This window comes from Streptomyces sp. NPDC056738, assembly GCF_042790435.1.
GTDB lineage: Bacteria > Actinomycetota > Actinomycetes > Streptomycetales > Streptomycetaceae > Streptomyces.
This window is the reverse complement of sequence record NZ_JBHTZF010000013.1, coordinates 290,376-310,907: the sequence shown is the minus strand read 5'-3', so window position 1 is coordinate 310,907 and position 20,532 is coordinate 290,376. Positions and strand designations below refer to the sequence as shown.

17 protein-coding genes are annotated in these 20,532 nt (G+C 72.2%); 7 read left to right on the top strand and 10 right to left on the bottom strand.

Annotated features, from left to right (window positions below):
* Positions 1-1,155 (bottom strand): acyl-CoA dehydrogenase, encoded by a 1,155-nt coding sequence (locus ACFRIC_RS31545; protein ID WP_382792835.1) that lies wholly within the window; start codon positions 1,153-1,155, stop codon positions 1-3.
* Entirely contained in the window at positions 1,155-2,342 is a 1,188-nt protein-coding gene (locus ACFRIC_RS31540; RefSeq protein ID WP_382792833.1) for an amidohydrolase family protein, read from the bottom strand. Before ACFRIC_RS31540 ends, ACFRIC_RS31545 begins: the two co-directional genes overlap by 1 nt.
* Before the next feature lie 165 nt (positions 2,343-2,507).
* Here ACFRIC_RS31540 and ACFRIC_RS31535 point away from each other — a divergent pair, with 165 nt between their 5' ends.
* Complete coding sequence (locus ACFRIC_RS31535; RefSeq protein ID WP_382792830.1) at positions 2,508-4,040, top strand: class I adenylate-forming enzyme family protein; 1,533 nt, start codon at positions 2,508-2,510, stop codon at positions 4,038-4,040.
* Positions 4,041-4,547: 507 nt separating this feature from the next.
* Here ACFRIC_RS31535 and ACFRIC_RS31530 read toward each other — a convergent pair.
* A complete protein-coding gene (locus tag ACFRIC_RS31530; RefSeq protein WP_382792827.1) occupies positions 4,548-5,060 on the bottom strand; it encodes an EF-hand domain-containing protein in 513 nt (170 codons plus the stop codon).
* Positions 5,061-5,288: 228 nt separating this feature from the next.
* The gene (locus tag ACFRIC_RS31525) at positions 5,289-5,678 is read right to left on the bottom strand and encodes an STAS domain-containing protein (RefSeq protein ID WP_382792824.1); all 390 of its coding nucleotides are present in this window, start codon (positions 5,676-5,678) and stop codon (positions 5,289-5,291) included.
* A gap of 400 nt (positions 5,679-6,078) precedes the next feature.
* Here ACFRIC_RS31525 and ACFRIC_RS31520 point away from each other — a divergent pair, with 400 nt between their 5' ends.
* Together ACFRIC_RS31520 and ACFRIC_RS31515 are read left to right on the top strand one after the other, a co-directional pair.
* A complete protein-coding gene (locus tag ACFRIC_RS31520; protein WP_382792821.1) occupies positions 6,079-6,660 on the top strand; it encodes a sigma-70 family RNA polymerase sigma factor in 582 nt (193 codons plus the stop codon).
* A 131-nt stretch (positions 6,661-6,791) separates the two neighbouring features.
* Positions 6,792-8,078, top strand: a complete 1,287-nt coding sequence (locus tag ACFRIC_RS31515; RefSeq protein WP_382792899.1) for a zf-HC2 domain-containing protein — start codon at positions 6,792-6,794, stop codon at positions 8,076-8,078.
* A gap of 71 nt (positions 8,079-8,149) precedes the next feature.
* On the opposite strand, the gene purU is transcribed toward ACFRIC_RS31515, so the two are convergent.
* The gene (purU, locus tag ACFRIC_RS31510; protein WP_382792818.1) at positions 8,150-9,034 is read right to left on the bottom strand and encodes a formyltetrahydrofolate deformylase; all 885 of its coding nucleotides are present in this window, start codon (positions 9,032-9,034) and stop codon (positions 8,150-8,152) included.
* 102 nt (positions 9,035-9,136) lie between these two features.
* The gene (locus ACFRIC_RS31505; protein WP_382792815.1) at positions 9,137-9,637 is read right to left on the bottom strand and encodes a hypothetical protein; all 501 of its coding nucleotides are present in this window, start codon (positions 9,635-9,637) and stop codon (positions 9,137-9,139) included.
* A 117-nt stretch (positions 9,638-9,754) separates the two neighbouring features.
* Here ACFRIC_RS31505 and ACFRIC_RS31500 point away from each other — a divergent pair, with 117 nt between their 5' ends.
* Positions 9,755-11,053, top strand: a complete 1,299-nt coding sequence (locus ACFRIC_RS31500; protein WP_382792812.1) for an ABC transporter substrate-binding protein — start codon at positions 9,755-9,757, stop codon at positions 11,051-11,053.
* A gap of 137 nt (positions 11,054-11,190) precedes the next feature.
* Here the strand turns inward: ACFRIC_RS31500 and ACFRIC_RS31495 are convergent, their stop codons facing one another.
* Positions 11,191-12,840: a hypothetical protein gene (locus ACFRIC_RS31495; protein ID WP_382792809.1), complete on the bottom strand. Its 1,650-nt coding sequence runs from the start codon at positions 12,838-12,840 to the stop codon at positions 11,191-11,193.
* Between the two features lie 287 nt (positions 12,841-13,127).
* Positions 13,128-14,513 (bottom strand): transcriptional regulator, encoded by a 1,386-nt coding sequence (locus ACFRIC_RS31490; RefSeq protein ID WP_382792806.1) that lies wholly within the window; start codon positions 14,511-14,513, stop codon positions 13,128-13,130.
* A 305-nt stretch (positions 14,514-14,818) separates the two neighbouring features.
* Between ACFRIC_RS31490 and ACFRIC_RS31485 the strand changes: the two genes are divergently transcribed.
* The 3 genes from ACFRIC_RS31485 to ACFRIC_RS31475 all read left to right on the top strand — a co-directional run bounded on the left by ACFRIC_RS31485 (position 14,819) and on the right by ACFRIC_RS31475 (position 17,965).
* Positions 14,819-15,472 (top strand): bifunctional DNA primase/polymerase, encoded by a 654-nt coding sequence (locus ACFRIC_RS31485; RefSeq protein WP_382792897.1) that lies wholly within the window; start codon positions 14,819-14,821, stop codon positions 15,470-15,472.
* An 85-nt stretch (positions 15,473-15,557) separates the two neighbouring features.
* Complete coding sequence (locus tag ACFRIC_RS31480) at positions 15,558-16,355, top strand: ABC transporter ATP-binding protein (RefSeq protein WP_382792803.1); 798 nt, start codon at positions 15,558-15,560, stop codon at positions 16,353-16,355.
* Entirely contained in the window at positions 16,352-17,965 is a 1,614-nt protein-coding gene (locus tag ACFRIC_RS31475; RefSeq protein ID WP_382792800.1) for a transporter, read from the top strand. Before ACFRIC_RS31480 ends, ACFRIC_RS31475 begins: the two co-directional genes overlap by 4 nt.
* 185 nt (positions 17,966-18,150) lie before the next feature.
* Here the strand turns inward: ACFRIC_RS31475 and ACFRIC_RS31470 are convergent, their stop codons facing one another.
* Positions 18,151-19,017, bottom strand: coding sequence for an alpha/beta fold hydrolase (locus ACFRIC_RS31470; RefSeq protein WP_382792798.1), 867 nt, complete (start codon positions 19,015-19,017; stop codon positions 18,151-18,153).
* Between the two features lie 682 nt (positions 19,018-19,699).
* On the bottom strand, positions 19,700-20,392 hold the full coding sequence (locus ACFRIC_RS31465) for a metal-dependent transcriptional regulator (RefSeq protein WP_382792795.1): 693 nt from the start codon (positions 20,390-20,392) through the stop codon (positions 19,700-19,702).
* Between the last annotated feature and the right edge of the window lie 140 nt (positions 20,393-20,532).

The following is a 20,532-nucleotide window of genomic DNA, read 5'->3' as shown; positions in this document are numbered from 1 at the left end:
TCACCTCCCCCTGGGAAGGCCGAGGATCCGCTCGGCCACGATGTTCCGCTGGATCTGCGAGGTGCCGGCCGCGATCGTGTACGACAGGGACGAGAGCCGGTCCAGCGTCCACTCCCGTCCCAGGTCCAGGGCCTCGGGGCCGAGGACCTCCGCGGCGGCGTCGAACAGTTCCTGGCGGGCGTGCGAATAGCCGAGCTTGAAGACCGAACCGCCGACGCCGGGCACTCCCCCGGTGCCCTGCGCCTCGCTGACGTTCCACTGGGTGAGCCGCCACAGCGCGCGGAACTCGGCGTTGAGCCTGCCCAGGCGGCGGCGCACGACGGCGTCATCCCAGCGGCCGTTCTTGCGCGCCTCACGGGCGATCTCGGCCAGGACGCGGCGGCAGGCGACCACTTCGCCGACGAAGGCGGTGCCGCGCTCGTAGGAGAGCGTCACCATGGTCACGCGCCAGCCGTCGTTCTCGGCGCCGACCCGGTTGGCGACCGGGACGCGCACCTCGTCGAGGAAGACCTCCGCGAACTCGGTGGAACCCGCGAGCGTCCGCAGCGGGCGGACGGTGATGCCGGGCGCGTCCATCGGCATGGCGAGCCAGGTGATGCCCCGGTGCCTGCGCTCGGCGGGGTCGGTGCGCACGAGCAGTTCGCACCAGTCGGCCACCTCGGCGTGGGAGGTCCAGATCTTGGACCCGCTGACCACGTAGTCGTCGCCATCGCGCCACGCGCGCGTGCGCAGCGAGGCGAGGTCGGAGCCCGCGTCGGGTTCGCTGAAGCCCTGGCACCAGACCTCGTCGCCGCGCAGCACGGGCGGCAGCCAGCGCGCCCGCTGCTCCGCGCTCCCCTCGGAGGCGATGGTCGGCCCGGCGTGCAGCAGCCCGACGAAGTTGGCCCCCACGTAGGGGGCGCCCGCCTTCTCGGTCTCCTCCAGGTAGATGAGGTGCTGGGTCGGCGTGGCCCCGCGGCCGCCCGCGTCGACGGGCCAGTGCAGGCCCGCGTACCCGGCGTCGTACAGCATCCGCTGCCAGCCGAGGTCGTAGGCCCGTCGCGCGGGCCAGTCGCGGGGGGACGGTTTCGGCGGCAGCGTCGGCAGGACCGAGGCGAGCCAGGTCCGCAGGCGGGCGCGGAACTCCTCCTCCTCGGGGGTGTACGTCAGGTCCACTACAGGTCCAGGTCCAGCATGCGGATGGCGTTGCCCCGCATGAGCTTGTGGACGGTCTCGTCGTCGAGGCCCTTCACGTGGTCGAGGGCGACCTCCTTGGTGTGCGGGAAGGTCGAGTCGACGTGCGGGTAGTCGGTCTCGAAGGTGGCGTTGTCGCGGCCCACCACGTCCAGGGACGCCACTCCGTGCTTGTCGCGGAAGAAGCAGCAGAAGATCTGGCGGTAGTAGTACGTCGACGGGGGCTCCGGGATCAGGTCCTTGACCCCGCCCCAGGCGCGGTGCTCCGACCAGACGTCGTCGGCGCGCTCCAGGGCGTACGGGATCCAGCCCATCTGGCCTTCGGAGTAGGCGAGTTTGAGGCGCGGGAACTTCACCAGGACGCCGCTGAACAGGAAGTCCATCATGGAGGCCATCGCGTTGTTGAAGGACAGCGAGGCCTGGACGGCGGGGGGTGCGTCGGGGGACGCGGCCGGCATCTGGGAGGACGAGCCGATGTGCATGTTCACGACCGTCCCGGTCTCCTGGCAGACCGCGAAGAACGGGTCCCAGTAGCCGGAGTGGATGGAGGGCAGTCCCAGATGGGTGGGGATCTCGGAGAAGGTGACGGCCTTCACGCCCCGGGCCGCGTTGCGGCGGATCTCGGCGACGGCGAGGTCGATGTCCCACAGCGGGATCAGGCACAGCGGGATCAGCCGGCCGGCGCTGTCGCCGCACCATTCCTCGACCATCCAGTCGTTGTACGCCCGCACGCAGGCCAGGGCGACCTCCTTGTCGTGGGCCTCGGCGAAGGTCTGGCCGCAGAACCGCGGGAAGGTGGGGAAGCAGAGGCTGGCCTCGACATGGTTGAGGTCCATGTCCTTGAGCCGCTCGGCGGGGTCCCAGCAGCCGCGCCGCATCTCCGCGCGGGTGATGCCCTCCAGCGTCATCTCGTCGCGGTCGAAGCCGACGGCGGCGATGTTGCGCTTGTACGGGAACGAGAGGTCCTCGTAGATCCACCAGTCGGTCGGCGGGCCGTCCGGGTCCATGGTGATCCGGTACTTGCCCCCGACGTAGGCGAGTTCGCCGATGCCGGCGGTGAGCGGCTTCGGTCCCCGGTCGTGGTACTTGCGCGGCAGCCAGGTCTCGAAGAGGTGCGCGGGCTCGATCACATGGTCGTCGACGCTGATGATGCGGGGCAGTTCGGTCATGGTCCCCTCCGCCTGGCGTACGTTTCTGATGACCCGTCAGATTCAACTCCACAAGCAGGCTAGCCCCGCGCCTATGGACCGACAAGGCGCCGGGCCCTACGCTCTGCCCACGATCTGACTGACCGTCAGTTGCCGGGTCGAAGAGAACGACCACAGGGGGTCGAAGTGAACGACACCGCACACGCCCTGAGCTCCGCGCGCACGCTGTGGGAACTGGTCGACCGCCGGGCCGGCCTCACCCCCGACCGGCCCGTCCTGCTCCAGGGCGACCGCTCCCTGAGCTTCGGCGAGCTGCGCGACCGCGCCGAGCGGGTGGCGGCGGGACTCCACGACAAGGGCGTGCGGCCGGGCACGGTGGTCGCCTGGCAGTTGCCGACCCGGATCGAGACCGCCCTGCTGTCCTTCGCGCTGGCCCGTATCGGCGCCGTGCAGTCGCCGGTCATCCCCTTCTACCGCGACCGCGAGGTCGGCTTCGCGCTGCGGGAGTCGAAGGCCGAGTACGTCGCCGTGCCGGGCGAGTGGCGCGGCTTCGACCACACCGCGATGGCCCACCGGCTCGACGCGAAGAACGTCTTCGAGGCCTACGACACGCTGCCCGACGGCGATCCCGCCGTCCTTCCGCCCCCGCCCGCCGACGGAACCTCCGTCCGCTGGATCTACTGGACCTCGGGCACCACGTCCGACCCCAAGGGCGTGCTGCACACGGACCGTTCACTGATCGCGGGCGGCTCCTGCCTCGCCCACGCGCTGCGGCTGTCCGAGGACGACGTCGGCTCGATGGCCTTCCCGTACGCGCACATCGCCGGGCCCGACTACACGGTGATGCTGCTGCTGTACGGGTTCCCGGCGGTGATGTTCGAGCACTTCGCGCTGCCGGACGCGCTCGCGGAGTACCGCAGGCACGGCGTGACGGTGGCGGGCGGGTCGACCGCGTTCTACTCGATGTTCCTGGCCGAACAGCGCAAGCGGCCCGGGGAGCCGGTGATCCCCACGCTGCGGCTGCTCGCGGGCGGCGGGGCCCCGAAGCCGCCCGAGGTCTACCACTCGGTCGTCCGGGAGATGGGCGTGCAGCTCACCCACGGGTACGGGATGACCGAGGTCCCGATGATCACGATGGGCGCGCCGGACGACACGGCCGAGAACCTGGCCACCACGGAGGGCAGGCCCCCCGAGGGCATGGAGATACGGATCGTGGACGCGGCGGGCGCCGCCCGGCCGTGCGGGGTCGACGGCGACGTGCGGCTGCGCGGGGAGGCCGTGTGCCAGGGGTATCTGGACCCGGCGCAGACCGCGGAGGCGTTCGACGGGGACGGGTTCCTGATCACCGGGGACGTGGGGCATCTGACCGGGAGCGGTCATCTCGTCCTGACCGGCCGGGTCAAGGACATCATCATCCGCAAGGGCGAGAACATCTCCGCGAAGGAGATCGAGGATCTGCTGCACCGGCACCCGGCGGTCGGCGACGCCGCCGTGATCGGACTGCCCGACGCCGAGCGCGGGGAGCGCGTGTGCGCGGTGGTGGAGCAGCCGCCGGGTGCGCCGGAGCTGACGCTGGTCGCGGTGACGTCGTATCTGCGCGCGGAAGGGCTGTCCGTGCACAAGCTGCCGGAGCAACTGGAGGTGGTGGACGCCCTTCCGCGCAACGAGACGCTGCGGAAGGTACTCAAGTACCGGCTCAGGGACCGCTTCTCGGGGTGATCCCCCAACGCGGGCCCGGTCCGGCACGCCCGGCAGGTCCGGCTGGCCTGGCCGACCCGGCTGACCCGGCGGGTCCGGCAGCCCGGCAGCCCGGCAGGTCCGGCTGACCCGGCAGGTCCGGCTGACCCGGCAGGTCCGGCTGACCCGGCAGGTCCGGCTGACCCGGCAGGTCCGGCTGACCCGGCGGGTCCGGCAGGTCCGGCCGACCTGGCTTACCCGGCAGGTCCGGCTGACCTGGCCGACCCGGCGGGTCCGGCGGGTCCGGCGGGTCCGGCTTCCCCGACTATCCCGACTGCCCCGGCTGACCCGGCACGCCCGACTGCCCCGGCTGCCCCGGCACGCCCGACTGCCCGGCTGACCCGGCACACCCGACCGCCCCGGCACGCCCGACTGACCCGGCCGGACCGGCGTGCCCGGCTGGACCGGCAGTCCCGGCTGGACCGGCAGTCCCGGCTGGACCGGCAGTCCCGGCTGGACCGGCAGTCCCGGCTGAGCCGGCCGGGTCGGCTACTCCGGCACCGTGAAGTAGCGGGCGAAGCCGGTCACGATCTCCGGTTCGCCGATCCGTCCGTCGGCGTCCGTGTCCAGGGCGGCGGCCACGCCGGTGGCGAGGGTCTCGCCCACTCCCAGCGCCCCGAGGACGCGCGTGACCTCGCCGACCGTGGCCGCGCCGTCCCCGTCGGCGTCCGCCACGGCGAGGGCCGCGTGCAGGAAGGGACGGGCGATCTCGGCGAACCGGTCGGGGTTGTCGCGCAGCCGCTTCACGGCGCCGCTCACGAACTCCTCGCGCGTGATCCGCTGGTCTCCGTCACGGTCCGCTATCCCGGCCATCCCCTGCCAGAACGCCTCGGCCCCGATGTAGAGGGCCTGCCCCTTGTCCGACCGGGCAGTCGTGCCGAACTCGGCGAGCAGGGCCTTGGCCGCGGCGTTGAAGTCCTCCCGGTCGATGTAGCCGTTGCCGTCCTGGTCGAAGCCGGCGAACCGGGCGGCGATCCTGCGCTCGTACTCGGAACTGACCATGGTGTGTTCGGACCGCCTCACTACTCAGCCGGCCGCGGCCGGACTGCGGTTCATCTGGGACGGAGCGTACGACGACGGAACCGTCCGGGGGGCCGGAAAGCGACGGTTGTACCAAGACCGCAAGAATTCCGAGACAAGGGAAAGGGGCCGAAAAGGGACGGGAGGAGGGTGCGAAGAGGGCGGGAAGCGGCCGTCTCCGGGCTGTGCCGGGCGATCGCGACCGGGCCCTCAGGCCGACAGCGGGCGGGACTCCTCGTCCGTGGCCGCGTCGACGTCCGGGTACACGTCGAAGAGCCGGCGCACGCCGAGGGCCCCGAGGACGCGGTTCACATGCGAGCCGTCGACCGCGCCCCGCGCGGGCAGGATCAGACGCAGCCGCCCGCGGCAGGAGCGCATGAGACGGCGGGCGGCGATCAGGACGCCGACCCCGCTGGAGTCGCAGAACACGACCTCGGACAGATCCAGGACGATGCTGTGCCGGCCCGCGGCCACCACGTCGTGGACGCTCTGCCGCAGCCCCGGCGACGTCACGAGATCGAGTTCGCCCGACACCCGCAGCACGGCCCACTCGCCGTCGGTCACGTCGGTCACGTGCGTCACTTCGAGCGTCACCGCCACGCCTTTCGCTCGCCTCGCCCAGCAGAAACGGAAGCACTCCGTACGCTTCCTTCCAGCGCGGCTGCCCCGCCGTAGTTCCATGAAACACGGATCCCGCCAGGAAGAAACGTCTGTCTACGGTCGAAAATGCTTCACGAGGGTTCTCTTTCGGTCGCATACGACCAGTTGCGGTCAGGTGCGGGGCCGGAAAGGGCGCGCTCCTACCATCCACGGCCCGCCCAGGGGCGCACATTGGCGCAAAGGGGCGTGCGACGACGGACGTGCCGACTACATTCAAGACAGCGGACGCGCCCAGGCTGGACGGCAGCACCGCATGGTTGGACAGGGACAGGGGACACGGCCGGTACACGGGCCGGACGCGGGAACGCGCACCGGGCACGACCAGGGGTGAGGGGGCCGTATGGCGACGCAGGACGCACCGCCCCGCTGGGACCGCAAGATGCAGCAGCGGCTCTCGCGCGGGGAGGCCGCCGCGCTCGGCGAGCTCTACGACCGGTTCGCCTCGCTCGTGCACGGCCTCGCCCATCGCGTGCTCGGGGACGAGCGGGCCGCCGACGGGATCACCCGCGAGGTCTTCACCCACGTCTGGGAGAACCCCGACGCCTACGACCCGAAGCAGGGCCCGCTGCGCTCCTGGGTCGCCACCCTGACCCACCGCCTGGCCGTGCAGCGTCTGCGCGCCACCGAGGCCGCCGCCCTCGCCCGCGACGGCGACGGCAGCGCCGAGGAACTGGAGCGCAAGGTGCGCAGCGCGTCCGTCGCCGCGCGCGCGGACTACATCGTCACGTCCATGCCCACCCCGCTGCGGACCGCCCTGGAACTGGCGTACTTCCAGCGCCGCGACTACCGCCAGGCGGCCGCCGACCTCGGCGTCACCGAGGACGAGGCCCGCCGCAGGCTGCGCCTCGGCCTCCAGTTGCTGTCCACCGCCCACGACGCCGGGCCGGCCGGCACCCCGCCGGAACCCGGGGGTGCGCGGTGAGCGAGGAACCCGGCCGGTTCGTGCCGCCCGACGACGAGGAGGGCCGCGCGGGCGGGTACGAGGACGGTCACGGGGACAGGCACGGGAAGACGAACGAGAACGACGCGAACGACGAGGACGGGCACAGCGGCATGCACGAGGACGCGCACGACGACGCCGACGGCGGTGGCGCCGGGCCGCGGCCGGGCGGACCGCCGCGCATACCGCCGCCCCGCGCCTCCGTGGAGGACACCGGACTGCCGCTGCCAGAACCGGCCGGCACACCGGCACCGCCGGTCCTCGAACACCGGGTCCTGAAGTCGCTGCTGGGCGCCTGGGCGCTGGCCGCCTGCTCGGCGGACGAGACGAACGCCGTCGAGGAGCACCTCGGGAACTGCGGCTCGTGCGCGGAGGAGGCGCTGCGGCTGCGCGAGGCGGTCGGCCTGCTGCACCCGGCGGAGAGCCTCGACCTGGACCCCACGCTGCGCACCCGCGTCCTGACGAGTTGCCTGGACCGGCGCCCGCCGCGCATCCCGGTACCCGAGTGGGCCGCCCCGTACGACGCGGAGACCGCGCGTCTCGACGCCCTGCTCCAGGACATCGGCGGTTCCGAATGGCACGCGCCCGTGCGGCTGCGCTGGTTCGAGGGCGACGGGCCCGTGAGCCGTCGTACGACCGTCGCCGGGGTCATCGCCCATCTGCTGAGCGTCGACGGACTGGTCGCCGTCGCGCTGGGTCTGGACGACCCGGTCGGCACGGCGGGAGCGGAGCGGCCGACACCGCAGGAGCGCACCGAGACGTACTGGCGTTCCTCGCGCGTCCCGCCCACCCGGTCCGTGCGCGCCCCCTGGCGGGAGCAGAGCCACGACATCGTCCGGAGCGTGTCGTTCGTGGAGGAGGGCGCCCCGGCCGCGGGCGGGGTCGCGGGCGGGGAGGCCTCCGGGCGGCTCACCGTGGCGTACGGCGGTTTCGAGCTGCCGCTCAGCGACGCGATGCTGGACCGGGCCTTCGAGTGCTGGGTGCACGCGGGGGACATCGCCGACGCGGTGGACTACCCGTACGAGCCGCCCGCTCCCCGGCATCTGCACCGGATGATCGACCTGGCCGCGCGGATGCTGCCCGTCTCCCTCGCCGAGCGGCGCCGGGCCGGGCTGTCGGCCCGGTCGGTCCGGCACCTCGTCGCGGCCGGCGCTCCCGGACGCAGTCTGCGCCTGGAGATCGAGGGCTCCGGGGGCGGTGAGTGGCTCATCCCGCTCGACTCGCCCGGCGCCGTCGGCTCCGCCGACCACGAGGTGGCCCATGTCGCGCTGGACGGGGTCGAGTTCTGCCGCCTGGCCGCGGGCCACGTCTCCCCGGAGGAGGCGGCCGCCGGACAGGACGGCGACCGCGACGTCATCAGGGACGTCCTGTCCGCGGCGGCCTCGCTGAGCCGGATGTAGTCCCGCGCCCCGCGCCCCGGACATGGGGCGGTCAGGCGGTCAGGCGGTCAGGCGGTCAGGCGGTCAGGCGGTCAGGCGAAGACGACCGTGCGGCGCCCGTTGAGCAGGATGCGGCGCTCCGCGTGCCACTTCACGGCGCGGGCCAGGGCCTGGCACTCCACGTCACGGCCGATGGCGACGAGCTGGTCGGGGGTGACGTCGTGGCCGACCCGCTCGACCTCCTGCTCGATGATCGGGCCCTCGTCGAGGTCGGCGGTGACGTAGTGCGCCGTGGCGCCGATGAGCTTGACCCCGCGGGCGTGTGCCTGGTGGTAGGGCTTGGCGCCCTTGAAGCTCGGCAGGAAGGAGTGGTGGATGTTGATGATGCGGCCGCTGAGCTGCTTGCACAGATCGTCCGAGAGGACCTGCATGTAGCGGGCGAGGACGACCAGCTCGACGCCCTTCTCGCGCACCAGCTCCAGCAACTGCGCCTCGGCCTCGGCCTTCGTGTCCTTCGTCACCGCGATGTGGTGGAAGGGAACGTCGTACGACCCCACGAGCTCCGCGAAGTCGGTGTGGTTGGAGACCACGGCGGCGATGTCGACGGGCAGCGCGCCGATCCGCGCGCGGAAGAGGAGGTCGTTCAGGCAGTGGCCGAACTTGCTGACCATGAGGACGACCCGCATCCGGTCCTCGGCGCGGTGGATCTGCCACTCCATGTGGAACGCGTCGCCGATCGCTGTGAAACTCGCCCGCAATTTCTCCACGGTCACCGGGGATTCGGCGGAGAAGTGGACGCGCATGAAGAACAGACCGGTGTCGTGGTCGCCGAACTGCTGGCTGTCCTCGATGTTGCAGCCGGTCATGAACAAGTAGCTCGACACGGCGTGCACGATGCCCTGCTTGTCGGGGCAGGACAGCGTCAGGACGTACTGCTCGGCGGAGGGCACGGTCTCGCGGACGGACGGCTCATTCATGCGGGACAGGCTTTCATACCGGGCGCCCGCGCAGGAGTGCCGTCCCGCCACGCGGACGCCGCCCGGGCCCCCGCGCCGACCGCGTCGCGACGCCGCGTGGAGCTACGCCGACCGCGTCAGGATGCGCAGGACCTCAAGGGTGCGCGGAGGCGCGTCCGGGTCCTCTCCGTCGCTCGACGCCAGCCGCATGTGCGCGGCACGCGCGGCCTGGAGGGCGTCCGGCCAGCCCTGGTGGTCGAGGTAGGCGGAGACCGGGGCGTCGGGTCCGACCTGGTGCATGATCCGCAGGACCCGCAGGACGGCACTGTCCACGAGGGCCGCCTCCTGGGAGTCGCGGAAGATCGTGCCGACGTATTTCTCGGCCGACCAGTTGTCCAGCCAGGTGTCCTCGACCAGGCGGTACACGGCGTCGGTGACGTCGCCATATCCGTCGACGCCGGCGAGCCAGACGTCTCTCTGGAACGCGGGGTCGGAAAGCATGTGCAGCGCGGAGCGCACATTGCTGCGCCAGCGCCACCAGGGCATGTCGTTCAGTGGCATGCCGCCCATGGTGGATGAGCGACGGCCGCGGCGGGAAGAGTTCTCCGAGTCTTGCACGGTCATCGATCGTACGTTCCCTGTGAAAAACAGTTCATCGACCCCTGTAATTCACCTCTGCGTCACCTGGTGTCGACCACGGGTCACATAAATATTTTTGATGTGGCGGAATCGTGCATGCCCATGACCGGTAGGCGACGTACTCGCACCACCTCCCCCACCCCGCCCCGGCCCCGCAAGGCCAAGCTGCTGTACGCGAGCGCCTTGGTGGCGTGCGCGTCGGTCGCCGTCGGATGCGGGGTCATCCCTGGTGCCACGGGGGGCTCCGGGGATGGCCCCGTCAAGGTGATGACCTGGGCCCCCGAGAAGACCAACGCGACGAACAAGCCCGGAATGCCGGCCCTGGCGAAGGCGTACGCGCGCTGGGTCAACGCGCACGGAGGTATCAACGGCCGCCGGCTCGAGGTCCTCACCTGCAACGACCACAACGACTCGGTCGCCGCCGCGCACTGCGCCGAGCGGGCCGTCGACGAGGACGTCGTCGCGGTCGTGGGCTCCTACAGCCAGCACAGCCGGGCGTTCCTCGCCCCGCTGGAGAGCGCCGGCATCCCCTACATCGGAGGCTTCGGCGTCACCGACGACGAGTTCACCAGCCCCGTCTCCTACCCCGTCAACGGCGGTCAGGGCGTCCTGCTGGCCGGCCTCGGCGAGCAGCTCGCCAAGAACTGCGGCGCCGTCTCGCTCATACGCCCCGACACGATCGCCGGTGACGAGCTGCCGGTGCTGCTCGACTCCGGCCTGAAGGCGCTGGGCCACTCGCAGGCCGCGGACCAGCGGGCGGCCGAGGACGCCACCGAGTACTCCCGGCCGACCCAGCAGGCGCTCGACCACGCGACGTCCGACCCGAGCAAGCCGGGCTGTGTGGTCCCCGCGCTCGGCGACCGCACGAACACCTTCATGGACTCCTTCCGGCGCGACGCCAAGGACTACCCGAAGGTGCACACCGGGACGGTCATCGGCAACGTCGACCAGTCGCTCATCGACGCCACCGGAGGCAAGTCGGGCCCCTACGAGGGTTCGTACGTCACCGGCTGGTACCCGACCGCCGACGACTCGCGCTGGAACCCGATGCGCGCGGTGATCAAGGAACAGGCCTTCGGCGACAACCGGATCGACCCCGCCGACGCCGGGGTGCAGACCACCTGGATCGCCTACACCGTGCTGAGGAAGGCCATCGAGTCCCTCGGTGCGGGAGAGGTCTCGCCCCTCACTCTGCGGCGCGAACTCGACAACGGCCTGAAGGTGGACACCGGCGGGCTCACCCCGGTCCTGAGCTGGCGCTTCGACGCGGACACCGCCGCCGCCGACTTCCCGCGCCTGGTCAACGCCAACGTCACGTTCCAGGTGGTCAACGGCGGTCTGCTCACCTCGCAGCGCAAGGGGTTCGTCAACATGACGAAGACCCTGTCCGGGGAGGACTAGCCGGCCCCCGGCGGGACACCGCTCACGACGAAAGCCCGGCCCCCGCACCGTTCGGTGCGGGGGCCGGGCTTTCGTACGTGTCCGGTACCGGCGTGCGCGGTCGGAAGGGGCGCGTGCTGCCGGAAGCGTGCGCCCGGTCAGAGCTGGGTGCGGGCCCGCTGGGTCAGGCCGTACTTCGACGCGATGGCGTTCCACAGCGTCGCGGCCTTCCCCTTCTGGGCGGAGGCCGTGCCGCTGGCCCGGTCGCCCGCCTGGGTCTGCCCGGTGGTGCGGGCATGGCCCTTGCGGCAGCCCTTCTTGTCGTTCTTGACCTGGTCGGCCCAGGCCGCGTAGTGGTTGTCGGCCGCGGCGGAGGCCTTCCAGCCGCTGTTGAGGGCGGCGCTCAGCTCGTCGTGGTTCGGCAGCTTGTCGACCGAGAGGCCGGCGAGCCGGGTGACCAGCTCGCCGCGCTGCTTGGCCGCGTCCCGCAGATCACTGGCCGCCTGGTCGAGGTTGCCGCACGCCTTCACGTTCGCCACGGCGTTGATCACCGAGTCGCGGCTGCTGGCGCTGTCCGCGAGCAGCTTGTCCAGTTCGACGGCCTGCGCCTTCACCGGATCGGCACCGGCGGGCGCCGACGAACCCGCCGTCGCGGGCGCGGTCGCGGCCACCGTCTTGCCGGTGTCGTCCTTGGCGTCGTCGCCACCGCCACCGCCGCTGAGCAGGGCGCCCGCGCCGACACCGAGCACGATGATGCCGATGCCGACCGCGGCGATCACTGGGACGCGCGAACGGCCGCGGCCACCGCCGCCCGCGTCACCGCCCGACGGGCCGCCGCGCCGCCCGGCGGCACGTCCGCCGCCGGCGCCGGGCACCGGCTGGGCGCCGTACCGGTCACCCTGGCCGTAGGGGTCCTGCGGGCCGTACGGGTCCTGCGGGCCGCCCGCGTCGATACGGGGCAGCATCTGCGTCGACCCGGCGACCTCCGGCTCGCTGCGGAAGAGATTGTCGAACTCCGCCGGGGGCTGCCGCTCCTCGTGCGCTCCGGAGGGCATCCCGTAGGAGCCCGAGGGCTGCGCGGGGACGGGCGGGATGTACTGCGTGGCGTCGGCGTCCGAACCGCCCGGCGCGGCCTGTCCCGGGTAGTGCGGGGTACCGGCCGCGACCTCCGGCGGCAGAGCGCCCGGTCCGACCGGCGGAATGAACTGGGTGGCGCCCTCGTCCGGCGCGGCGGCGACCGGCGGTATGAACTGCGTCGCCCCCTCGTCGGCACCGGGGGCGGCCGGTATGTACGGAATGTACTGGGTGGCGCCGTCCTCGCCGCCGGACGGGAGCGGGGTCCCGTGGCCGCCCTGCTGCTCCTGGGTCCCGTACGCGCCGTAGCCGTCGTATCCGGCGGCGGCGCCCGGGCCGTGCGCCCCCGGCGCATAGCCGTTCTGGGCGCCGTATGCCGAGGACGACGCGCTCTCGGGCGGCAGCGGTGCGGAGCCGGATCCGGGCGCGCCGAAGCCCTGCGCCTGCTGTGCGCCGTGCTGGTCCGCGGCCGGCCAGCCCTGGGCCCCGGAGGGCGTGGGGGCGCCCCAGGACGGATCGGCGTTCGCGGGCGCGCCCCAGCCGTCAGCGGACTGCGGGGCGGGGGCGGCCGACTGATCGGGACCCCACTGCCCACCCCAGGCCGGGCCACTGGCCGGGGTCACACGGTCACCCGTCGTGCCCGGCAGCAGGGGCTCGCTACCGTCGGAGGGCAGCACGATGCCTTCGTGCGCGGGCCGCGCCGAGGGCTCCTCGCCCTGTCCACTCTGCGTCACCGGGACTCCTACGAATGGGGGACCTTCGGAATCATCGGCTCACGCTACCGGGTCCCCACAACCCGGTGCCACGCAGCACCGGCGGTGACCGCGGCGCCCTGTGACGCGGGTAACGAAACCGCCCCCGAATGCGCTGTATCTCACTCCCTTCCCCCACGGCGCTCTCGTTTTCCCGGCGTTCACGCCTCTAAGGGCCATATGTTCACGCAGGCGGGCCCCGAAGACCGCGAAGCGAAATGATCACACCCGCGCCGCCGGTCACTTCCGTGCCGGGTCCGCGCGTACGCTCACGCGGCCGCCTGCAGCTCCATGCGCGCCCCGAACTCCCGCACCACGGCCTCGTCCTGGAACGGCGCCAGGCGCTGCTGGAGGTCCTCCAGATACTCGGCGCCGCGGTTGGAGCGGAGCGTGCCGAGGAGTTCGACGGCGCGCAGACCGGTGTGGCAGGCCTGCTCCACCTCGCGCTTCTGGACCTGTGCCGTGGCGAGCAGGACGTAGCCGATGGCCCGGCGGCGGGCGCGCGACTCGGGAAGACCGGCCAGGGACTCCTCGGCGCACCGTGCGGCGGCCTCGGCCTGACCGAGGTCCCGGTGGCAGTGGGCCAACTCGTCGGCCAGATAGGCCTCGTCGAAGTGCGCGATCCACGCCGGATCGTCCCCGGAGGCCGCGTCGGCGTTCTCCAGGGCCGTGACGGCCTTCCCGGACGCCACCTGCGCGGCGCGCGCGTCGCCCAACAGCGCGTGCCCGCGCGCCTCGGCGGCGTGGAACATCGACTCCGCCCGCGGTGTCACCCGGCCGCGCGACCCTTCCTGGGCCGCGCGCGCCAACTGCGCGATCTCGCGCGGGTTGCCGAGCTGGGCGGCCAGGTGGCTCATGGACGCGGCGAGGACGTAACCGCCGTAGGCGCGGTCACCGGCCGCCTGCGCGAGCCGCAGCGCCTGGATGTAGTAGCGCTGGGCGAGCCCGGGCTGTCCGGTGTCGATGGCCATGTAGCCGGCGAGTTCGGTCAACTGGGAGACGGCCGCGAACAGTTCACGTCCGACCGCCTCGCGGTAGGAACCGGCGAGCAGCCCGGAGACCACGCTGTTCAGGTAGTGCACGACCACCGGGCGCACATGCCCGCTGCCGTACTGGTGGTCCAGGTCGGTCAGGGCCTGGGTCATCGCGCGGACCGCCGCCACGTCCGAGAGGCCGACGCGCGGGCCCGCCGACCGGGCCACCTGCGAGTCCGGCGACGAGATCAGCCAGTCGCGGCTCGGCTCGACGAGCGCGGAGGCGGCGACGGACGACCCGGACAGGAAGTCCCGTCGCCCCACGTCGCTGCGCCACAGCTCGCAGACCTGCTCGATCGCGCCCAGTATCGTCGGCGAGAACTGGAGACCGACGCCGGACGCCAGGTTCTTGCCGTTGGCCATGCCGATCTCGTCGATCGTGACCGTCCGGCCGAGCTTGCGCCCCAGCGCCTCGGCGATGATCGCCGGAGCCCTCCCCCGGGGCTGCTGCCCGCGCAGCCAGCGCGCGACCGACGTCTTGTCGTAGCGCAGGTCGAGTCCGTGCTCCGCTCCGCACATGTTCACTCGGCGGGCCAGCCCGGCGTTCGAGCAGCCCGCTTCCTGGATGAGCGCCTGGAGCCGTTCGTTCGGCTGCCTGGCGATGAGAGGCCTTGCGGCCATGGCGTACCCCCTGTGGCTGCGGTGCCTGCCCACGCACCGAGTTGATGTGTCCTCACCGGCCGGCGCACCGAAGGAGACCGGCCAGGAAGATCGATGCCCCGCAGACATACCGAAGATGCGAGACATGTGAGGATTGCCGGGGTAAGGACGGTCGCCCGACCCCATCCCTGATTACCCGCTACCGGCTGCCGCCGCCCCCGCGCGCCCCCACACGTGCATCCATGCGCCCCAGCCGGGGAATCGATGCTCCTCCCCCGCGCGCGTGTCCCCCGTAACCCTGGGTGGACGCGGAAGTTGAGATCGACGTGGAAGAGATCATCACAGGAACCGAGTCCGCACACATTCCCCAGCAGCGGGGCGAATCGCTGCCGGAAACCGCCGTGCGCTACGCCGAGGAACGCCACTGGGACGTGTTCCCCGGCACCTGGCTGGTGACGTCCGGCGGGGTGCAGCTCTGCTCCTGCGGTGAACCCGCCTGTGCCGCGCCCGGCGCGCATCCGGCGCGCGAGGACTGGGCGGCCCAGGCCACGGGCAGCGCGACCGTGGCGCGGCGGCTCTGGTCGGTGCGGCCGGAGGCGTCGATCCTGCTGCCCACGGGGCGCGCGTTCGACGCGATCGACGTGCCCGAGACGGCCGGGTTCCTGGCGCTCGCCCGGATGCGGCGGATGGAGCTCACGCTCGGGCCGGTGACGTGCACCCCGGACCGCCGCATGCACTTCTTCGTGCTCCCCGGAGCCGCGGCGAAGGTTCCCGACCTGGTGCGGGCGCTGGGCTGGCCGCCGGTCTCGCTCGATCTGACCGTGCGCGGCGAGGGCTCCTACGTGGCCGCGCCGCCGACCCGGGTCGGATCGCGGGGTGCCGTGCAGTGGGCCTGCCGGCCGACGCCCGCGAACCGCTGGCTGCCGGACGCGGAGGAACTGATCTCCCCGCTGGCCTACGCCTGCGGACGGGACCGGTGACGGGCGGAGCCGGCCGGCGTCCGTAGATCGACCGGGACTCGGCGGGGACCGGTGGCGGGCGGCCGGGGGCCCTTAGGGTGCCTGTATGAGCGAGGGAGCGAAGGACGGCGGCGTGCCCGCCGTGCGTGTGCGGGGGCTCTGGAAGCGGTTCGGTGAGCAGATCGCCGTGGCCGGGATCGATCTGGAGCTTCCCGCGGGGCAGTTCATCGGGCTCGTCGGGCCGAACGGCGCCGGCAAGACCACCACCCTGTCGATGGTGACCGGTCTGCTCAGACCCGATCAGGGCACGGTCGAGGTCGTGGGTCACGACGTCTGGCGCGACCCGGCGGAGGTGAAGGCCCGGATCGGGGTGCTGCCCGAGGGGCTCCGGCTGTTCGAGCGGCTCTCCGGACGCGAACTGCTGGGCTACACCGGCCGGCTGAGGGGGCTGCCCGGCGCCGAGGTCGACAAGCGCGCCACCCAGCTCCTGGACGTCCTCGACCTCGCGGGCGCCCAGCACAAGCTCGTCGTCGACTACTCGACCGGCATGCGCAAGAAGATCGGCCTGGCCTGCGCGCTCCTGCACAACCCCGAAGTCCTCTTCCTGGACGAGCCGTTCGAGGGCGTGGACCCGGTCTCCGCGCAGACCATCCGGGGCGTCCTGGAGCGGTACACCGCATCCGGCGCCACCGTCGTCTTCTCCTCCCACGTGATGGAGCTGGTCGAGTCGCTGTGCGACTGGGTCGCCGTGATGGCCGCCGGGCGCATCCGCGCGCACGGTCCGCTCGCCGAGGTGCGCGGCGCCGCGCCCTCGCTCCAGCAGGCCTTCCTGGAACTGGTCGGCGCGCACGGGCGCGGCGTCACGACCGACCTGGACTGGCTGGGCGGCGGTGCTCCCCGATGAGCGCGGCCACCGGCGTCTCCGCCGCGTCGATCACTCCCGTCGTCGTACGACTGAAGCTGTCGCTCCTGCGCAACGGCCTGCGGCAGTCCGCCGGGCGGCGGGCCGCGTTCATCGCGTCCACGGTGCTGGTGCTGCTCTTCGCCGCGCTCCAACTGCTCGGCCTGATCGCGCTGCGCGGCAACGAGCACGCCACCGCCGTCGGCGTCCTCCTCGTGGCGATCCTGGCGCTCGGCTGGACGGTGATGCCGCTGTTCTTCCCCAGCGGCGACGAGACGCTCGATCCGACGCGGCTGGTGATGCTGCCGCTGCGGCCGCGGCCGCTCGTCCGGGCGCTGCTGGCCGCCTCCCTGGTCGGTGTCGGGCCGCTCTTCACGTTCTGCCTGCTGCTCGGTTCGGTGATCGCGGTCGCGCACGGGGCGGCCGCGTACGCGACGGCGGTGGTCGCGCTGGTGCTCGCCCTGCTGGTCTGCGTGGCCCTCGCCCGGGCCGTCGCGGCCGCCAACATCCGGCTGCTGTCCAGCCGCAAGGGCCGCGATCTTGCGGTGCTGAGCGGGCTGGTCGTCGCGATCGGCGCCCAGCTCGTCAACTTCGGCGCCCAGCGCCTGGGTTCGGCGGGCGGGCTGTCGGCGCTGGACCCGGTGACGGACGTGCTGCGCTGGATCCCGCCCGCGTCGGCGATCGGCGCCGTGGACTCGGTGAGCGACGGGTCGTACGGGGCCGGGATCGTCCAGCTCGCCCTGTGCGCGGCCGCCCTGGCGGGGCTGCTGGCGCTCTGGTCCCGTCATCTGACGCGGCTGATGACCTCGCCCGACGGGTCCACGCTCCAGGCCGCGGAGCCCGCCGCCAAGGAGCGCGGCTCCTCGGGGCTCGGGCGGCTGCTGCCGGCCGGACGCACCGGGACGGTCATGGAGCGCAGCCTGCGGTACGTGTGGCGCGACCCGAAGACCAAGGCGGCCTGGGTGACCTCGCTGGCCATCGGGCTGATCGTGCCGGTGTTCAACGCGCTCCAGGGCACCGGCTCGGTCTACTTCGCGTGCTTCGCGGCCGGGATGCTCGGGATCCAGATGTACAACCAGTTCGGGCAGGACACGTCGGCGTTCTGGATGGTGGCGCTGACGATCTCCTCCACCCGTGACGCGTACGTCGAGCTGCGCGGGCGGGCGCTGGCCCTGCTGTTGATCACCCTGCCGTACGCGACGCTCGTGACGACCGTGACGACGGGGCTGCTCGGCGCGTGGGGGAAGCTGCCCGAGGTGCTCGGGCTGTCCTTCGCGCTGCTCGGCGCGATGCTGGCGACCGGCGCGTGGTCCTCGGCACGCTTCCCGTACTCCATCCCCCAGGAGGGCTACAAGAACGTGGCGCCCGGTCAGGCCGGTCTGGCCTGGATCGCCATCTTCGGCGGCCTGATCTCGGCCGCCCTGCTCGCCTCTCCCGTCATCGCCCTGACGATCTGGCTGAACGTGAGCGCCGACGGCGACCGCTGGACCTGGCTGCTGTTGCCCGTGGGCGCCGTCTACGGGGCGCTGATCACCCTGCTCGGACTCCGGCTCGCCGCGCCGCGGACGGCTGGGCGCCTGCCGGAGATCCTGACGGCGGTCAGCAAGGGCTGACCGCGGGCCGCCGCCGGTGGTCGTGCGGCGTTGCGGTGCGCGTCCCCCTGAAAGGTGAGCTGAGCGGCCGGGACGGCACACCGCGCCGCAGCGCTATTGGGCACCACACAGCAGCGGAATATGAAGATCCGGTGAAGCTTCGTGATCACCTTGTGACACGGCCGGACTGCGTCGGCAGACAGGCCCTAGCCGGTGAGCACTCCGTCCAGAAACGGCTCGATCGCGGCGCGCCACGCCTCGGGCTGGTCGTAGTGCACGAGGTGGCCGGCGTCCGCGACCTCGGCGTACTGACCGCGCGGCAGGACCCGGACCATCTCCTGGGACTCGGCCCGGCCGAGTTCCCCGTCAAGGCCGCGGACGACCAGGGCGGGGCACCGGACCTGGGCGAGCTCCTCCCAGTGGGCGTCGTACACCCAGGTCTGGCGGGACTTGAGCATCTGTTCGGGTTCGAAGACGGGGCGCCAGCCGTCGGGGGACTCGTGCATCACCTCGGCGTAGAACTCGCCGCGGGAGGGATTCGGGCGCTCCACCCAGGGATCGTCCTCGCCGAACCATTTCCGTACGTCGGCGAGGGTGGCGAAGGGGACGGGCCAGGCCTTGAACCAGTCCTCCCATTCACGCTGGGAGGCGGAGCCGAGCGCCGAGGCCCGCATGTCGCAGATGATCAGGGCCCGGACGAGATCGGGGCGCTTGGCGGCGAGCTGCCAGCCGGTCAGTGCGCCCATCGCGTGGCCGACGACGACGGCCGGTCCGAGGCCGAGCTGGTCGAGGGCGGCTTCGGCGTCCTCGACGTAGGCCTCACGGGTGTACTCGGCCTCCGGGGCCTTGTCGCTCTGGCCGTGACCGCGCTGGTCGAGGGCGATGGCGCGGTGCCGCTCGGAGAGCCAGCGGGCGGTGGACGCCCAGTGCGAGGCGCGGCCCATGAGGCCGTGCAGTAACAGCACGCCGGGCGCCTCGGACGCCTTCGGCTGGTCGCTCTTGGGAGGGTCGGCGTACTCCCATGCGGCCAGGCGCACACCGCCGGCCCCTGTCACGTCGATGCGCCGCACCATCGGTAAAGGCACCCCCCTGGCTCGCTCGGACCCGCTCACTCCCGCTCTTCCCGGCCGGTCCACTCGTACCGCTTTCTGCCGCTGTTCCCGGTGTGCGGGCGATGCCCTCACGCACGCCGCCACATCGTCACGTTATCGAATGGGGATTCGAAAATGGCCTCTCCGGCCGCAACACCCCTCGTTCGAGTGACCGCCCACCAGGATTGACCGCCGTCGCCCGGGGGAGATCTTCTGCGGGAGGCGGACCGCTCGGGGAAAACGGTCCGAAGGGAATGACCCTGGGAGCTCGGGGCTCCGGGTCAGCACAGGGGAGGACAGGCCCCGGCGCCGGAAGGCGCCGGGGCCCTCTCCGCATCTGCGGCACATCCTCACGCCCCCTCCCCGACCGTGCACGATCGCTCCCGGACACGGTCAAGAGCCCTCAAGTCATATGCCTCACGCGACAGCCTTGCACGCAAACGGTCTCGGCGCTGCGATTCGGCACACTGAATCTTGGTTTCGAGATGGTCGCGGAGACATCACAACTGCCCCTCCCGCCACAGCAGTTGACGCGTCCGGGGTGGTGGGGACGGGGGTGCCCCACGGTGTCCGGCGTGCTCCCGGACGCCGACCTCAAGGTCAGCGACTGCCGGCCTCTCGGTCGGCGCCCGGGAGCTGCCCCTCGCGGGTACCGGAAGATGCGTCAGCGCTTGGCGACGAACACATGCGAGGCGATGTCCGCCTCCAGCTCCGCGGCCTCACCGCCGCTGCCGACGAGGACCCCGCCGGCCGACTCGGTCACGCTGACCACGGAACCGGGCTGCACGCCCGCCCGCCGCAGCGTGTACATGAGCTGGGCGTCCGTCTGGATCGGCTCCCCGATCCGCCGGACGACCACGGTCTTGCCGTCCACACCCGGGTCGAGCTCGGACAGCGCCACCATGCCCTCGTCCAGGAACGGGTCGGCCCCGTCCTTCTCGCCCAGCTCCTCCAGGCCCGGGATCGGGTTGCCGTACGGCGACTCGGTCGGGTGGCGCAGCAGTTCGAGCACGCGCCGCTCCACCGCCTCGCTCATCACGTGCTCCCAGCGACAGGCCTCCGCGTGCACCTGCTCCCACTCCAGGCCGATCACGTCGACGAGCAGGCACTCGGCGAGACGGTGCTTGCGCATGACGCGGGTGGCCAGCCGCCGCCCCTCGTCCGTGAGCTCCAGATGCCGGTCGCTCGCCACCGCCACCAGACCGTCGCGCTCCATGCGCGCCACCGTCTGGCTCACCGTCGGGCCGCTCTGGTCGAGCCGCTCCGCGATCCGGGCGCGCATGGGGACAACGCCTTCCTCCTCCAGCTCGAGGATGGTGCGGAGATACATCTCCGTGGTGTCGATCAGTCCGGACATTCGTGCCCCTCGATTAGCTCTGCCGGAGACTCGATGGTCCACCGGCGTGTGCGCTGGCCCTGGACTCAATTCTGACGCATAGCACTGACAACCGTGCCTCGCCGTCCGAACCGCTTGGCGACGATCGCCTCGGAATCCCC

Bases quoted from the DNA above. Each gene is read 5' to 3' on its own strand.
- ACFRIC_RS31540 (WP_382792833.1), bottom strand. From the start codon at position 2,342: ATGACCGAACTGCCCCGCATCATCAGCGTCGACGACCATGTGATCGAG.
- ACFRIC_RS31530 (WP_382792827.1), bottom strand. From the start codon at position 5,060: ATGGTCAGTTCCGAGTACGAGCGCAGGATCGCCGCCCGGTTCGCCGGC.
- ACFRIC_RS31520 (WP_382792821.1), top strand. From the start codon at position 6,079: ATGGCGACGCAGGACGCACCGCCCCGCTGGGACCGCAAGATGCAGCAG.
- ACFRIC_RS31515 (WP_382792899.1), top strand. From the start codon at position 6,792: ATGCACGAGGACGCGCACGACGACGCCGACGGCGGTGGCGCCGGGCCG.
- purU (WP_382792818.1), bottom strand. From the start codon at position 9,034: ATGAATGAGCCGTCCGTCCGCGAGACCGTGCCCTCCGCCGAGCAGTAC.
- ACFRIC_RS31505 (WP_382792815.1), bottom strand. From the start codon at position 9,637: ATGACCGTGCAAGACTCGGAGAACTCTTCCCGCCGCGGCCGTCGCTCA.
- ACFRIC_RS31500 (WP_382792812.1), top strand. From the start codon at position 9,755: ATGACCGGTAGGCGACGTACTCGCACCACCTCCCCCACCCCGCCCCGG.
- ACFRIC_RS31490 (WP_382792806.1), bottom strand. From the start codon at position 14,513: ATGGCCGCAAGGCCTCTCATCGCCAGGCAGCCGAACGAACGGCTCCAG.
- ACFRIC_RS31480 (WP_382792803.1), top strand. From the start codon at position 15,558: ATGAGCGAGGGAGCGAAGGACGGCGGCGTGCCCGCCGTGCGTGTGCGG.
- ACFRIC_RS31475 (WP_382792800.1), top strand. From the start codon at position 16,352: ATGAGCGCGGCCACCGGCGTCTCCGCCGCGTCGATCACTCCCGTCGTC.
- ACFRIC_RS31470 (WP_382792798.1), bottom strand. From the start codon at position 19,017: ATGGTGCGGCGCATCGACGTGACAGGGGCCGGCGGTGTGCGCCTGGCC.
- ACFRIC_RS31465 (WP_382792795.1), bottom strand. From the start codon at position 20,392: ATGTCCGGACTGATCGACACCACGGAGATGTATCTCCGCACCATCCTC.